Genomic DNA, 13,988 nt, shown 5'->3' with positions numbered 1-13,988 from the left:
CCGCCGCTCGCCCCGGCCGTCATGTCGCAGCCGAGCCCCTGGTCGCGGGTCTGGCCGTGCGGGTCGCTCTTCGCCGGCCCGCGCAGTAGACGAGGTGCGAGCCGTCGTACGGCGGGTCGGCCGGGTAGCCGAAGCCGAACGCCTGGCCGCCCCTGGGCGTGTTGAACGCGATGTCCTGGCCTCCCACGACGTCGGTCACGTGCCGGCCCCGCGAGGTGGCCAGGGCGACCATGCCGACGTCGTAGTTGTCGTCGGCGCTGCGCGACCACGGGCCGGCGACGAACATGCGGCGGGCGGCGTACTGGCCGTACGGGCGCGGGCCCGCCGTGCCGTACGCGGGGACGAACGTCCAGTTCGCCGCCCACTCGCCGGTCCCGTCCTTGACGCAGTGGCCCGCGGTGACCACGACGTCCCTGTTGGCGCTCTTGACCGTGCTCGCCGAGCAGACGAAGTCGACGCCCGCGACGGTCAGGAACACCCGCCCCGTGGTCCGCGCCACCTGGCCGCCGGTGATCCAGCGGGAGCCGGACGTGGTGGTGGCCGGCTTGGCGGGCCTGCCCGGCACCGCCGGGGCGAGGGGGCGGGCGGCGGCCATGAGTTCGCGCGGGGCCGGCAGGTCGGCGCTTCCGCTCGGCGCGGCCGCTCTGCCGGACGCGAGCTCTTTGGACGCGCCGTCCGTGGGGTGGCCGGACGCGCCGCCCGCGAGCTGGCCGGCAGCGCCGTCCGTGGGGTGGCCGGCAGCGCCGCCCGCGAGCTGTTCGGGAGCGCCGCCCGCTGTCCCCTTGGGAGCGCCGCCCGCGAGCCCGCCGGTGAGACCTTTCGCGAGACCTTGCGTCAGACCTTGCGTGAGGCCGCCCGGGAGGTCGCCCGGGAGGTCGCTCTGCAGAAGGCCGCCGTTCTTGAGGAGACCGCCGTTCTTCAGGCCGCGCTCGACGAGATCGAGCAGGTCGATCGGCAGCGCCCTGGCCATGCGTTCAGGAGTCCAGTACGCGAGCACGCGCCGCTGATCGACGGGCGTTCTGGCGGCCACGTGCTCGACGATGTCACCGCGCTCCGCAAGGCGCGCGGGAGCGACGGCCGGGGCTCCGGCCAGGGTGTCGGCCTGCTGGCGGACGGGTGCCGCACCGACGAGGGCGGGGCCGATCAGCCCCGCCAGGAGCGGGGCCGCCGCAAGCAGGGGGGTGCTCATGGTCATGTCCCATGAGTGTGCACCACGATATGTGTTCTTGTGACTACTTTCGGTGAATTGATCAGGCTGCGTTGGTGCTTTGTGCCGCTTGATAGACGGCCTGGGCCTCGCTCCCGAAATAAGGGCCGAACATCCAGTTGGGGGCGAAGTTGTATTTGAAGCTGTTGACGGAATTCTGCGTGCCGAGACCGGTGGATTCGTCGAAATTCAGCATCCAGGGGCCGCCGCTTGAGCCGCCGGTCATGTTGCACGTCAGTCCGAGGTCCTCGCTGGCCAGGACGTCGTCGAACGTCTGCCCGCTGCAGTAGACGAGCTTCGAGCCGTCGTACGGGGCCGCCGCCGGGTAGCCGAAGGCGTACATCTGCCGGCGTCGCGGCTGGTTGAAGGCCACGCCCTGGCCGCCGACGGTGTCCACCAGCGTCTTGCCGTCGACCGGCGCGACCACGGCGGCGGCCACGTCGAAGTTGATGTCCTCGCGGGTGTTCCACTGCTGGGTGGTGAGCAGCCGGGTGGCCGGCCAGGTGCCGAAGGGGCGGTTGCCCTTGTCGTAGCCGGGGACGAAGACCCAGTTCGTGTGGAACGTTCCGTTCATCTTCACGCAGTGGCCCGCGGTCAGCACCACGCTCTTGTTGGCGCTGGTCACCGCCGTGCCGGAGCAGGAGGCGTTGCGGCCCTGGGTGGTGAAGAAGATCCGCCCGGTGGTGCGCGCGACCGCGCCGCCCTTGGTCCACGCCGCGCCCGGGCTGTTCGCGGCCTGCGTGCTCGTGCCGCCGCCCGCCGTGCCGCGGGTGGGTGGAGCGGTCCAAGCCGTGCCCTGGCGAGGCTCGGCCGCGCTGGGCGCCGCCTTGGGGTCGGGGGCGTCGAGCGGCTTGGCGGACTCCATGCGCTGCTCCGTCCAATACGTCATCACCTGCCGGCGCTCGGACGCCGAGTCGGCGGCGGCGTGCTGGGCGGGCTTCGGCTGCCCCTTCGACGGGGTCTTCGCCTGGGCCGGGGTCTTCGACGCCACCCGGTCCTTCTGCGCGGTCCCGGACACTCCCGCCGGCTCGCCAGGGGACGCGCCGCGGGCGCCCGGGCCGCCCTCAGGGCCGGACGCCTGTGCCGCTCCCGCGGGCAGCGCACCGGCCAGCAAGGTGCCGGTGAGCGCGGCGGCGGAGAGCAGGGCGATTCTGCGGTGCATTACGTACCTCCCTAAAGCGGACTACGGGGAGGGAACGTAGCGGCCGCAATATCCGGATTTCTCAAGATTCGCTCATTCCGATATGACGAATTTCCGGCATAAATGAACTGGGTTATCTCGTGTCACAAAAGGAGGCGGATTTTGGCCCGGCCGCCTCGGCGTGCCTGAGCGCCCGGCGCAGCGGGGAGAATGGGTCTGTGCATGCGAAGACCCTCCGCTCCGTCGTACTCCTCGGCTCCACAGGTTCGATCGGCACACAGGCCCTCGACGTCATCGCCGCCAACCCCGACGGCTTCCGCGTCACGGCCCTCGCGGCAGGGGGAGGGAGGGTCGAGCTGCTGGCCAGACAGGCGGCCGAGTTCGGTGTCGAGGCGGTGGCGGTGGCCGACGCGGCGGCCGTGCCCGCGCTGCGGGAGGCGCTGGACGCTCACGGCGTCAAGCCCGTCGTGCTCGGCGGCCCCGAGGGGGTGGCCGAGGTGGCCGGCTGGGAGTGCGACATGGTGCTCAACGGCATCACCGGCGCGCTCGGCCTGTCGTCCACGCTGGTCGCGCTCAAGGCGGGCCGCCTGCTCGCGCTGGCCAACAAGGAGTCGCTGATCATCGGTGGGCCGCTGGTCAAGCGGCTGGCGGCGCCGGGCCAGATCCTGCCCGTCGACTCCGAGCACTCCGCGCTCCAGCAGTGCCTGTGGGCGGCGGGGCCCGACGGCTACGACCCCTCGCAGGTCAAGCAGCTCGTGATCACCGCGAGCGGCGGGCCGTTCCGCGGCATGAAACGCGAGGAGATGGCCGACGTCACGCCGGAGATGGCGCTGGCCCACCCCACCTGGTCGATGGGCCCGTACATCACGATCAACTCCGCCACGCTCGTCAACAAGGGGCTCGAGGTCATCGAGGCCCACCTGCTGTTCGATCTGCCCTTCGACCGCATCGAGGTCGTGGTGCACCCGCAGTCGATCATCCACTCCATGGTCGAATACGTCGACGGCTCCACCATCGCCCAGGCCAGCCCGCCCGACATGCGGCTAGCGATCGCGCTCGCGCTCGGCCACCCCCACCGCGTCCCCGGCGCCGCTCGGCCGATCGACTGGTCCAAGGCTCACACCTGGACGTTCGAACCGCTCGACGACGACGCCTTCCCCTCCGTCGCGCTGGCCCGCCACGTCGGCGGCGAGGGCGGCACCGCGCCCGCCGTCTACAACGCCGCCAATGAGGTGTGTCTCGACGCGTTCCTGCGCGGCGATCTGCCGTTCCTGGGCATCGTCGACACCGTGGCCAAGGTCGTCGAAGAACACCAGGTCACCCCGGCAGGCTCCGTCGAGGAGGTGCTCGCGGCCGACGCCTGGGCGCGGGCCCGTGCGGCCGAGCTCACAGCCGGGCAGTCCCGCTAGCTACCTAAACTGGAAAGCGTCGTCACAGTAAGGGTTGAAATGTCTTCTGTAGCTCTCGGCATCCCGACGGTCCGTCCCAAGCCGCTCGCCGAACGCCGCCGTTCCCGCCAAGTCATGGTCGGCAACGTGCCCGTCGGCGGCGACGCCCCCGTCTCGGTGCAGTCGATGACGACGACGGTGACCGCCGACGTCAACGCCACCCTCCAGCAGATCGCCGAGCTCACCGCGTCGGGCTGCCAGATCGTCCGGGTGGCCGTGCCGTCCCAGGACGACGCCGACGCGCTGCCGCTGATCGCCAAGAAGTCGCAGATCCCGGTGATCGCCGACATCCACTTCCAGCCGAAGTACGTCTTCGCCGCCATCGACGCCGGGTGCGCGGCGGTCCGGGTCAACCCCGGCAACATCAAGAAGTTCGACGACAAGGTGGGCGAGATCGCCCGCGCGGCCTCCGACGCCGGCGTGCCCATCCGCATCGGCGTCAACGCCGGCTCTCTCGACCCCCGCCTGCTGCAGAAGTACGGCAAGGCGACGCCCGAGGCGCTGGTGGAGTCGGCGCTGTGGGAGTGCTCGCTGTTCGAGGAGCACGGCTTCCGCGACATCAAGATCTCGGTCAAGCACAACGACCCGGTCGTGATGATCAACGCGTACCGGCTGCTCGCCGCCAAGTGCGACTACCCGCTCCACCTCGGCGTCACCGAGGCCGGGCCGGCCTTCCAGGGCACGATCAAGTCCGCCGTCGCGTTCGGCGCGCTGCTCGCCGAGGGCATCGGCGACACCATCAGGGTCTCGCTGTCCGCTCCTCCGGTCGAGGAGGTCAAGGTCGGCACCCAGATCCTCGAGTCCCTGGGGCTGCGCGAGCGTGGCCTGGAGATCGTGTCCTGCCCGTCGTGCGGGCGGGCGCAGGTCGACGTCTACACCCTTGCCGAGCAGGTCCAGGCCGGTCTGGAGGGCATGAAGGTGCCGCTGCGGGTGGCCGTCATGGGCTGCGTCGTCAACGGCCCCGGCGAGGCCCGCGAGGCCGACCTGGGCGTCGCCTCCGGCAACGGCAAGGGCCAGATCTTCGTCAAGGGCGAGGTCATCAAGACCGTGCCGGAGTCGCAGATCGTCGAAACCCTGATCGAGGAGGCCATGCGGCTCGCCGAGGAGATGGGCGTCGAGATCGACCTCGACGACGACACCACCACCGGCCCCACGGTCACGGTGGGCTGACCACCGGCCTTCACGGTCCTGCCCGGCTGACCGGCGGCGGTCTCCTGTGGCTCGCGGTGCGTCGAGCGCCACGGGCCTCACGGGCGGCGCAACGCCTTGGACGTCGTGGTCGCGGTCGGCTGAGTGCCCCGGCCTCGGTGGTGCGGCTGGCTGCGTGCCACGGATCTCGGGGTCGCGGTGAGCTGAGCGCTAGCCGAGACGTGTCCGCTCGACGGCGGGCACGTCTATTGGTGGGCGTGGTTGCCTCAGCGGTCGCTGTGGTGCTCCGCTCCGGCCGCGCTGCTCGCATCGAACTCCCTGGTGGCGTGGAGTCCGTCGGATGCGCGGACCGCTGCCCGCTTGTGTGCGAAGCGCCTCCTCCCTGGCGCTGTGTGGGGTCCGTCGGGTGTGCGGGCCGCTGTTCGCTTGTGTGCGAAGCGCCTCGGCACGGGCGCGCCTCACGCGCTCGCCACGCCGGCTCATCGATGACGACGCGGCTGCTCCGGCGTGCCGTCTGCTGGTCGCAAGGCGCAGCCTGGCGGTGTGCCGGACGTGGCCGGCTGGGTGTTGCCCGGTCGTTTGCGGGGCCTGGTGGGATTGGGGCTGTCCGGATGCGCGGCCGGCTCGGTGCGCGCGTGACGGCCTTGCTGGATTCGGATTGGTGAGCGCCACCCGGGCGGCGGCCAGTCGGCCGCGCCCGCCCTGCGACGGGCCTGCCCACCCGCATCCTCGCCAGGGCGCGAAAGACGCGGGCCCCTGGTGCTCGCGGTGGTCGCTCTGCAAGGGCGCCTTGGTGCGGCCGGCTGAGCGCCGTCCGGCAGGGGGCAGCCGGGTCGCGCCTGCTCGGGACAGGCGGGTCCTGCAGAGCACGTCTCTGGCGCTTATGGCGCCTGCCTGCGGAGGCGCGGGCTCTGCGGTCGGCTGAGGGTCCCCACCAGTTCTGCCGGGCCGTGCGGAGGCTCGCTGGGCTGGGTTCGGCCTCGTGGATGTTCGCGCGGTCAGTGAGCGGGCTGCTGGGGCGGTTCGGCGGGCTGGACGGGAGGCGGGCTGGACGGGAGGCGGGCTGGACGGGAGGCGGGCTTGGGCGGTTCCAGTCGCCCGGCAATCTTGCCGCTAGGCGTTGGCAAGCTTTTCCCCATACCCTTCGTGATCGCCTGGTGACTCACGGGAGCATCGCAGGGCCTATGAACAGGAAGGGGGCCGGGTGAAACGGGTAGTGGTGGTCGTCGCCGGAGTGGCGATGCTCGTGGCCGGGGTCGGGAGTGCGAACGGGACCGCGGTGGCGGTGGCCGCGCGGGAGGCGCCGGCGGCGGCGCGGCAAGCAGCGGCGGCGGCCGTGACGTGGGCGGCCTGCCCCAAGGCGCCGGGTAAGTCGGCGTCGGCGGAGCTGGAGTGCGCGACCGTGCAGGTGCCGCTCGACTACCGCAGGCCGAAGGCTCAGACGATCAAGCTGGCGCTCAACCGGATCAAGGCCAAGGTGCCCAGCGGCAGCAGGCATCTCGGTACGCTCCTGATCAACCCGGGCGGGCCGGGCTCGCCGGGCCGGAACCTGACGGAGTACGTGGCCTCATCCCTGCCCGCCGACGTGGCCGAGCGGTACGACATCGTCGGCTTCGACCCGCGCGGTGTCGGCGGGAGCGAGCCCGCGATCCACTGCATGGACGCGGAGACCTTCTACAAGGCGCCCAGGCTGGACCAGATCCCGCGCAACAGGACGCACGAGAAGGCGCTGCGCAGCCGCGCCGCCAGGTACGCGGAGGCGTGCGGCGACCGGTGGTCGTGGCTGCTGCCGCACCTGACGACGGAGAACTCCGCCAGGGACATGGACCGCATCCGCGCCGCGCTCGGCGAGGAGAAGATCAGCTACTTCGGCTACTCGTACGGCACCTACCTCGGCGCCGTCTACGCCACGCTGTTCCCCGGCCGGATCAAGCGCCTGGTCATGGACAGCACGGTCGACCCGAGCGGCAGCTGGTACACGCTCAACCTCAGGCAGAACCGCTCCTTCGAGCGCCGTCACCGGCAGTTCCTGGCCTGGACGGCCCGGCACAACGACGTCTACAAGCTCGGCTCGACGGTGAAGCAGACGTCGTTCGCCTTCTACGCGATGCGCGACCGGCTGCGCTCGCACCCGGCCGGTGGCGTGGTGGGCCCGAGCGAGCTGGACGACACGTTCGCGCTGGCCGGCTACACGGACAAGGTGTGGCCGTCGTTCGCGCAGGCGTGGTCGTCGTACGTGCGCGACGGCGACGCGTCGGGCCTGACCGACATCTACACCAGGCACGGCAAGAACGACGCGGCCGACGAGAACGGCTACGCCGTCTACCTGGGCGTGGAGTGCAGCGACGCGCGCTGGCCACGCAAGTGGGAGAAGTGGCGGGCCGACATGACCAGGATGCACCGCAAGGCGCCGTTCCTGACCTGGCCCAACGCCTGGTACAACGCTCCCTGCGCGTTCTGGCCGGTGCGGGGCGGCACGCCGGTGCAGGTCAAGGACTCGCCGAAGCTGCCGCCGTTCCTGATCCTGCAGTCCAAGGACGACGCGGCGACGCCGTACCGCGGGGCGCAGGAGATGGCCGAGCGCTTCCCGCGCGCCCGGCTGGTGGTGGACCAGGGCGGCAACCACGGGGTGACGCTCGCGGGCAACGCCTGCATGGACCGGCATCTGGTGGCCTACCTGCGGGACGGGACGCTGCCGCGGGACGGCTCGTCCTGCGCGGCGGCGCAGCAGCCGAGCCCGGCCGTCGCCGCGCCCCAGGCGGCGGGCCGCTCGCGCGCCCCGACCTGCTGGGCCTGCTCGGCGTGCTGGACCTGCTGAAGGGCGCGCGCTGAGGCCGCTGCCGGGCGCCCGATGAGATCGCTCAGAGGGCGCCCGCCGGTGACCGCGTAGCCCGCGCAGAGGTCGGACGTCAAGAAAGGGTTACCGTGGGCATTTCCGGATGAGCCATTCGGTAACCCTTCGCGTAGTCTGACCATTGTGATGCTGCGTACATCGGCGTCGCGCGTGCTCGACGACAACGACCGGGACGAGGTTCTCGCCCTGCTCGACGCCGATCCGGTCGCCAACGTCTTCGTCTCCTCGCGGGTGCGGGCCGTCGGCCTCAACCCGGCGAGGCTGGGCGGGCAGATGTGGGGCTATGGCACGCGCGGCAACCTCGTGTCGCTCTGCTACGCCGGGGCCAACATGGTGCCGGTCAACGCCGGTCCCGAAGCCGTGCACGCGTTCGCCGATCGTGCCCGCAAGCAGGGCCGGCGCTGCTCGTCCATCGTGGGTCCCGTCGACGCGGTCAGCCTGCTGTGGGAGCGGCTGGAGCCGCACTGGGGCCGGGCGCGGGCGATCCGCTGGGCGCAGCCGGTCATGGCGACCTCCAGCAAGCCGCCGGTGCCGGCCGACCCGCTGGTACGCCGGGTGCGCCCCGAGGAGTTCGACATCCTGCTGCCCGCGTGCGTGGCGATGTTCACCGAGGAGGTCGGGGTCTCGCCGAACCTCGGTGACGGCGGCGCGCTCTACCGTACGCGGGTGGCCGAGCTGATCAGGATCGGCCGCTCGTACGCGCGGATCGAGGACGGCCGGGTGGTGTTCAAGGCGGAGATCGGCGCGGTCACGCCGCAGGCCTGCCAGATCCAGGGGGTCTGGGTGGCGCCCGAGCTGCGCGGCAGGGGGCACGCGGTGGCCGGGATGGCGGCCGTGGTGGAGGCGGCGATGAACTGCTTCGCCCCCGTGGTCACCCTGTACGTCAACGACTACAACCACTCGGCGCGCGCGGTCTACCGCAAGGTCGGCTTCCGCGAGGTGGGCACGTTCATGTCCGTCCTGTTCTAGCCGGGCACGCGCAGGGTGAGCAGGGCGACGTCGTCGTCGTTGTCGGGCGGGCGCACCTTGGCGAGCAGCCGGTCGCAGTAGCCGTTCAATCTGCTGCCGGCGAGCGCCGCGGCCTCTTCGCGCAGCCGTTCCATGCCGTCGTCCAGGCTGTGGGCGGGCGACTCGATGAGCCCGTCGGTGTAGAACACCACGCTGGAGTGCGGCGGCAGGTCGTAGACGGCGTCCTCGCGTACCGTCTCGAAGCCGGTGCCGAGCATCAGGCCGGTGCCGTCCTCCAGGAACCGGGTGCTGCCGTCGCGCTCCACGAGCAGCGGCGGCGGGTGCCCGGCGTTGGTCCAGCGCAGCCGCCAGCCGCCGTCGATCTGCTCGGCGCGGGCGAAGACGACGGTGGCCATCGTGGCCTCGGCCATGCGCGCCACCGCCTGGTCGAGCTTGTCCACGACGGCGCTGGGCGCGATGTCCAGCTCTCCCGCGTACGCGCGCAGCATGTTGCACAACTGGGCCATGCCGGCGGCGGCGGCGAGGTCGTGCCCCACCACGTCGCCGATCACCAGGCCCACCGAGCCGTCGGCCTGTACGAACGCGTCGTACCAGTCGCCGCCGACCTGGGAGGCGTCGGGGGCGGGCACGTAGCAGGCGCTCATCCGCAGGTTGGGCAGGCTCGGCAGCCGGGGCAGCAGGTGGCGCTGCATGGTCTCGGCGACGCGGCGCTGCCGCTCGTACAGGCGGGCGTTGTCCAGCGCCAGCCCGGCACGGCGGGCGATGTCCTCGACCAGCAGCAGGTCGCCCGCCGTGTACGGCTCGGGCCGCTCGGAACGCCCGAGGGTGAGCGCGCCGATCACGTCGCGGATGCCGCGGATCGGCGCGATGCACGCGGACGTGATGCCGGTCGCCGCCAGCAGCTCCTGCTGGACGGCGGCGAGGTCGGTGTCGGGCGGGCACTGGTAGGTCTGCGGGCTGATCAGCGTCGCGGTGACGCCGCGCAGCGCCCGCGACAGCGGCATGGCCGAATCGGGGCGCACGGCGGGGAGCTGCCGCTGCAGGTCGTTGCGGTGCATCAGCGCGCCGTTCTCGTAGTGGACGACGACGGACCGGGAGATCGTGCCCTCCTCGGCGACCAGGTCGACCACCACCCAGTCGGCCAGCAGCGGCACCACCAGGCGCACCAGGTGGCCCAGCGTGGCCTGGACGTCGAGGCTGGAGGTGAGCGTCGCGGTGGTCTCGGCGAGCAGGGCCAGGCGTTCGAGGTCGGACAGCGACGCGCTGGGGCCCGGAGACTCGGCGGCGTCCTCCCCGTTGTCGCTCACCTCGTGGAAGATCACCAGCGCGCCCGTGGTGGAGCCGTCGATCCGGCACGGCGTGATGAGCCAGCAGGTCCGCAGCACCGTGCCGTCGCCGCACTCCAGATACGCCTCGTCGCCGGACGCGGTGGTGCCGGTGAGCAGGGAGTGGCGCAACGCGCACTGGCTGTGCGGCAGCGCCTCGCCGCGCCTGCCGCGGTGGATCGCGTCGTGGGCGTCGTGGCCGAGCAGATCGGCGGCGCGCCGCCGGAGCAGGCGCTCGGCGGCGGGGTTCATCTCGACGATGACGCCGCGGTCGTCGACCACGTACGCGCCCGCCATCTTGAGGTCGCGCAGCCGCAGCAGATGCCCGCCCTCGGCGGTGAGGGGGCGCTCAGCCTGCCGGGGCGGGACGCTCATGGGCGGATCTCCTTTCATCAGGAGGAACCTACCCAGGAGCGTTCTGTATCACCGCAGGCCGGGCTATACGCGTACGAGCTTGTCGAAGAGCCGCGCCAGCTCGATGTCGGGGTCGGCGGTGAGCCCCGCGTGCACCGGCCCCGCCTGGACGATCGTGCTGCGCGGCGCGGTCAGCCAGCGGAACCGGCCGCCGAGCGACTCGCGCGCGAGCGGTCCCGGACGCTCGCCGCAGGCCGCCTCGTACGCGCCGAGCGCCCGCCGCACCCCTTCCACGTCGGCGCTCGGGTCGAGGGCCCGCAGCCGCTCGGGGTCGAGCTGGACCTTGGCGCACAGGTAGCCGCGCGGCTGGCAGTAGAGCAGCACGCCGGCGTTGATCTGCTCGCCCCGCTCGACCTTCGGCACCACGCGGATCACCGCGTACTCGTAGACGTCTCTGCTCACTGGGTCCTGCCCTCCCGCCAGAACGCGCCGACGGAGCCGGGGCCCGTCGTCCTGCGCTCCTTCTGCTCGCCGGCCGTCAGCCACGCGCGCGGCCCGTGCGCCCGCCGCAGGAGATGGTCGACGTACGCCGCGCGCACGCCGTCGGGGGAGTCGAAGCCCGGCTCGCCTGCCAGCCACTCGTCCGGCACCAGGGCCGTCACCGTCTCCAGCAGCTCGCGGTCGATGCGGCCGGCCAGGTCGGCGCCCGCCGCGTCCACGTCGCCGGCGAAGGGGGCGAGCACGTGGTCGCCCGCGTCGAACGGCCGCTGCGGGTCGGCGGTGCGCCAGTTGTGGTGGAACCACAGGGCGGCGCCGTGGTCGATCAGCCACGTGTCGCGGTGCCAGACGAGCAGGTTGGGGTTGCGCCAGCTGCGGTCGACGTTGTGGATCAGGCCGTCGAACCACACCACCCTGGCGGCGAACACCGGGTCGGGCGCCCAGGCCAGCGGGTCGAACCCGAGGGCGCCCGGCAGGAAGTCGACCGCGAGGTTGAGCCCGGCGCTGGCCTTGAGGAGGTCCTGCACCTCCTCGTCCGGCTCTCTGACGCCGAGCTGCGGGTCGAGGTCGATGAGCTTGAGCTCGGGGGTCTTGAAGCCGAGGCGGCGGGCCAGCTCGGCGGCGATGATCTCGGCCACCAGCACCCGCCGGCCCTGACCGGCCTCGCGGAACTTGACGACGTACGTGCCGAGGTCGTCGGCCTCGACCACGCCGGGCAGCGACCCGCCCTCCCGCAGCGGAGTGACGTAACGGGTGGCTGCGATCTTTTCCAGCACGAGATGAGGCTATCGCCCCGGAACCGCCGCTCAGCACGTCTTGCGGGCTCCAGCGCGGCGCAGGACATCCGGGCTCCCGCGCGGCGAGTGCCATCCGGGCTCCCGCGCGGCGCGCTCACATCTTCGCGATGACCTCTTCGGCGAAGCGCTCCATGGTGGCGATCTTGAGGTCGAGCGTGCCCGCGCCGTACCGGGACTTCTCCTCGTCCGTCGCGAGCCACCACGGCGCGGCCAGCGTGCCCGTCACGCCCTTGGCGGCGAAGCGGCGGTAGGTCTCGGCGTCGGGGAGCACCGCGAGCGGCGCGATCACCTCGAAGCCGTCGGCGGATCTGCCGTTCGCCTCCAGGTGGCCGCGCAGCGCGGCGAGCACCTCGTCGAGCTGCTCCTCGGTGTAGATGCGGTTGCCGATCCAGCCGTCGCCGAGCCGGGCCGCGCGGCGCAGTGCCGCCTCGCTGTCGCCGCCGACGTACACGGGGATCGGATGCTCCGGCGTGGGGGAGATCGACAGCGGCGGGAGCCCGTCGAGGGCCACCGTCGCGCCCGACCAGAGCGCGCGCAGCGTCGGCAGCATGGCGTCCAGGCGCTTGCCGCGCGTGTGGAAGTCCTGCCCCGTGGCGACGAACTCCTCCTTGCACCAGCCCACTCCGACACCGAACGCCACCCGCTCGTGCGACAGCACCGCCGCCGTGGAGACCTGCTTGGCCACGGTGAACAGGTCGCGGGCCGGGGCGACGTAGACGTTCGGGGCGAAACGCAGCGTGCTGGTGACCGCGGCCATCGCGCCGATCGTCACCCACACGTCGGGCCAGTGCGTACGCGCATCCCACCGGGGCCGTCCCGACCGCGAGTACGGGTACGGCGAGGCGAAGTCGGCGTAGAAGAGGTGGTCGGAGAGCGTCAGCGTGTCGAAGCCGCACCGCTCGGCCGCCCGCGCCAGCTCCGTGAACTCGCCGGTGCCGGAGAAGGAGGCGCCCAGCCAGAATCTCATCGAAACTCCGGGGCGACCTTGGTGGCGAACAGCTCCAAGTTGCGCTTGACCGTGTCGAGCGGCAGCACGCCCTGCTGGCCCTGCATGTAGAGGCCGAACCACTCCAGGTCGGGCATCCGGTCGAGCATGCGCTGGATGCCGCGCTTGACGTCGTCGGGCGTGCCGAACAGCGCCATCTCGACGTCCCTCATGCGCTTGGCGTCGCCCTTTTCCGGCGAGATCGGCTTGTGCCCGTCGTCCTCCTGCTTGCGCAGCACCTCCAGGTAGCCGAAGGGGCCGAAGAAGGCGGCGAAGTCCTTGGGGATGCTGCGGCCGAAGGTGGCGATGGCCTGCTCGGTGGTGTCGCCGATGCCGACGATCTTGAGGATGCCGGTGTGCTCGCCCAGCTTGTAGTGGCGGCCGTGCTTGGCGGACTCCTCCTGGTAGAGCCGGGCCTTCTTGGCGTGTTCGTCGGGGTCGGGGGTGAACATCCACGGCAGGATGTCCTCCTGCGCCGCCCTGATGACCGACCGGTCGGAGATCGTGAACGGCTGCCACAGCTCGGGGTGCGGCTGCTGGTAGGGCCGGGGGCAGACGGAGACGGCGCGGACGACGCCGTTCTCGTCCAGCTCGCCGGGCGCGCCGAACGTGCGGGTCCACTCCTGGGCGGGCCAGCCCTCGATGCCCTCGTACGGGTAGGGCACCTGGTAGTCGAGCACGTCCGACTTGTAGCGGAGCGTCTCCTGAGTCCAGGCCATCTTCATGATCTTCAGGACCTCGCCGAAGACGTCGAAGTTCCGCGTGTCGCCGGCCGAGCCGTCGGAACGGGCGGCGGCGGCCTGCCAGCGCTGGCCGAGCACGTTCATCCAGCGGTTCTGGTAGCCCCGCGCCACGCCCAGCCGCAGCCGTCCCTTGCTGAACTGGTCGAGCAGCGCGACGTCCTCGGCCGCCCTGATGGGGTCCCAGGCGGGCAGGACGAGGCCGAGCGGGGCGAGCAGGATGCGCTCGGTCCGCGCGGCGAGGTCGGTGAGGAACATCAGCGGGTTGACCGAGAACTCCATGCCCTCGGAGTGGAAGTGGTGCTCGGTCATCATCAGCGCGTCGAACCCGATCCGGTCGGCGTGCACGGCGATCTCGCGTACCTCGTGCAGCAGCCGCTGGTACGACTCGGTGTCGCGGCCGATCGGGCGCCTGGCCTTGGCGTTCTCCTCGGCCGCGTAGCCCGAGCCCGGTATCTGCGGATTCAGGAAGATGGAAAACTTCACCGGCGCACCCCTCTCCGCCTCTTAGCGGGACGTCC

Annotated in this window: 11 protein-coding genes; 4 read left to right on the top strand and 7 right to left on the bottom strand. The window is 71.8% G+C overall.

Annotated elements, in window-relative coordinates; genetic code table 11:
* Window positions 1-19: 19 nt before the first annotated feature.
* Window positions 20-1,189: a trypsin-like serine peptidase gene (locus tag WBK31_RS27245; RefSeq protein WP_406673398.1), complete on the bottom strand. Its 1,170-nt coding sequence runs from the start codon at window positions 1,187-1,189 to the stop codon at window positions 20-22.
* Between the two features lie 61 nt (window positions 1,190-1,250).
* Window positions 1,251-2,369 carry a peptidase gene (locus WBK31_RS27240; protein ID WP_364070850.1) on the bottom strand — a complete coding sequence of 373 codons (1,119 nt, stop codon included), beginning with the start codon at window positions 2,367-2,369 and terminating at the stop codon, window positions 1,251-1,253.
* 197 nt (window positions 2,370-2,566) lie between these two features.
* On the opposite strand from WBK31_RS27240, the gene dxr reads away from it, so the two are divergent.
* The 4 genes from dxr (at window position 2,567) to WBK31_RS27220 (ending at window position 8,768) form a co-directional block, all read left to right on the top strand.
* Entirely contained in the window at window positions 2,567-3,757 is a 1,191-nt protein-coding gene (dxr, locus tag WBK31_RS27235) for a 1-deoxy-D-xylulose-5-phosphate reductoisomerase (RefSeq protein WP_378786959.1), read from the top strand.
* A 39-nt stretch (window positions 3,758-3,796) separates the two neighbouring features.
* The gene (ispG, locus tag WBK31_RS27230) at window positions 3,797-4,966 is read left to right on the top strand and encodes a flavodoxin-dependent (E)-4-hydroxy-3-methylbut-2-enyl-diphosphate synthase (RefSeq protein ID WP_364069922.1); all 1,170 of its coding nucleotides are present in this window, start codon (window positions 3,797-3,799) and stop codon (window positions 4,964-4,966) included.
* A gap of 1,183 nt (window positions 4,967-6,149) precedes the next feature.
* Window positions 6,150-7,763, top strand: coding sequence for an alpha/beta hydrolase (locus WBK31_RS27225; protein WP_406673397.1), 1,614 nt, complete (start codon window positions 6,150-6,152; stop codon window positions 7,761-7,763).
* Between the two features lie 162 nt (window positions 7,764-7,925).
* Window positions 7,926-8,768: a GNAT family N-acetyltransferase gene (locus WBK31_RS27220; RefSeq protein ID WP_364069938.1), complete on the top strand. Its 843-nt coding sequence runs from the start codon at window positions 7,926-7,928 to the stop codon at window positions 8,766-8,768.
* On the opposite strand, the gene WBK31_RS27215 is transcribed toward WBK31_RS27220, so the two are convergent.
* The 5 genes from WBK31_RS27215 to WBK31_RS27195 form a co-directional block, all read right to left on the bottom strand.
* On the bottom strand, window positions 8,765-10,468 hold the full coding sequence (locus WBK31_RS27215) for a SpoIIE family protein phosphatase (protein WP_406673396.1): 1,704 nt from the start codon (window positions 10,466-10,468) through the stop codon (window positions 8,765-8,767). The genes WBK31_RS27220 and WBK31_RS27215 overlap by 4 nt on opposite strands.
* A gap of 63 nt (window positions 10,469-10,531) precedes the next feature.
* Window positions 10,532-10,909 carry a DUF3037 domain-containing protein gene (locus WBK31_RS27210; RefSeq protein ID WP_364069916.1) on the bottom strand — a complete coding sequence of 126 codons (378 nt, stop codon included), beginning with the start codon at window positions 10,907-10,909 and terminating at the stop codon, window positions 10,532-10,534.
* On the bottom strand, window positions 10,906-11,721 hold the full coding sequence (locus WBK31_RS27205) for a HipA family kinase (RefSeq protein WP_364069914.1): 816 nt from the start codon (window positions 11,719-11,721) through the stop codon (window positions 10,906-10,908). The genes WBK31_RS27210 and WBK31_RS27205 overlap by 4 nt, the downstream gene beginning before the upstream one ends.
* 115 nt (window positions 11,722-11,836) lie before the next feature.
* Window positions 11,837-12,709, bottom strand: coding sequence for a TIGR03619 family F420-dependent LLM class oxidoreductase (locus WBK31_RS27200; RefSeq protein ID WP_364069912.1), 873 nt, complete (start codon window positions 12,707-12,709; stop codon window positions 11,837-11,839).
* A complete protein-coding gene (locus WBK31_RS27195) occupies window positions 12,706-13,953 on the bottom strand; it encodes an LLM class flavin-dependent oxidoreductase (RefSeq protein ID WP_364069910.1) in 1,248 nt (415 codons plus the stop codon). The genes WBK31_RS27200 and WBK31_RS27195 overlap by 4 nt, the downstream gene beginning before the upstream one ends.
* Between the last annotated feature and the right edge of the window lie 35 nt (window positions 13,954-13,988).

The organism is Nonomuraea sp. N2-4H (assembly GCF_045291505.1).
GTDB classification, from domain to species: Bacteria; Actinomycetota; Actinomycetes; order Streptosporangiales; family Streptosporangiaceae; genus Nonomuraea; species Nonomuraea fastidiosa.
Note: the sequence above shows the minus strand (reverse complement) of the source record. Positions and strands in the feature narration are given on the sequence as shown.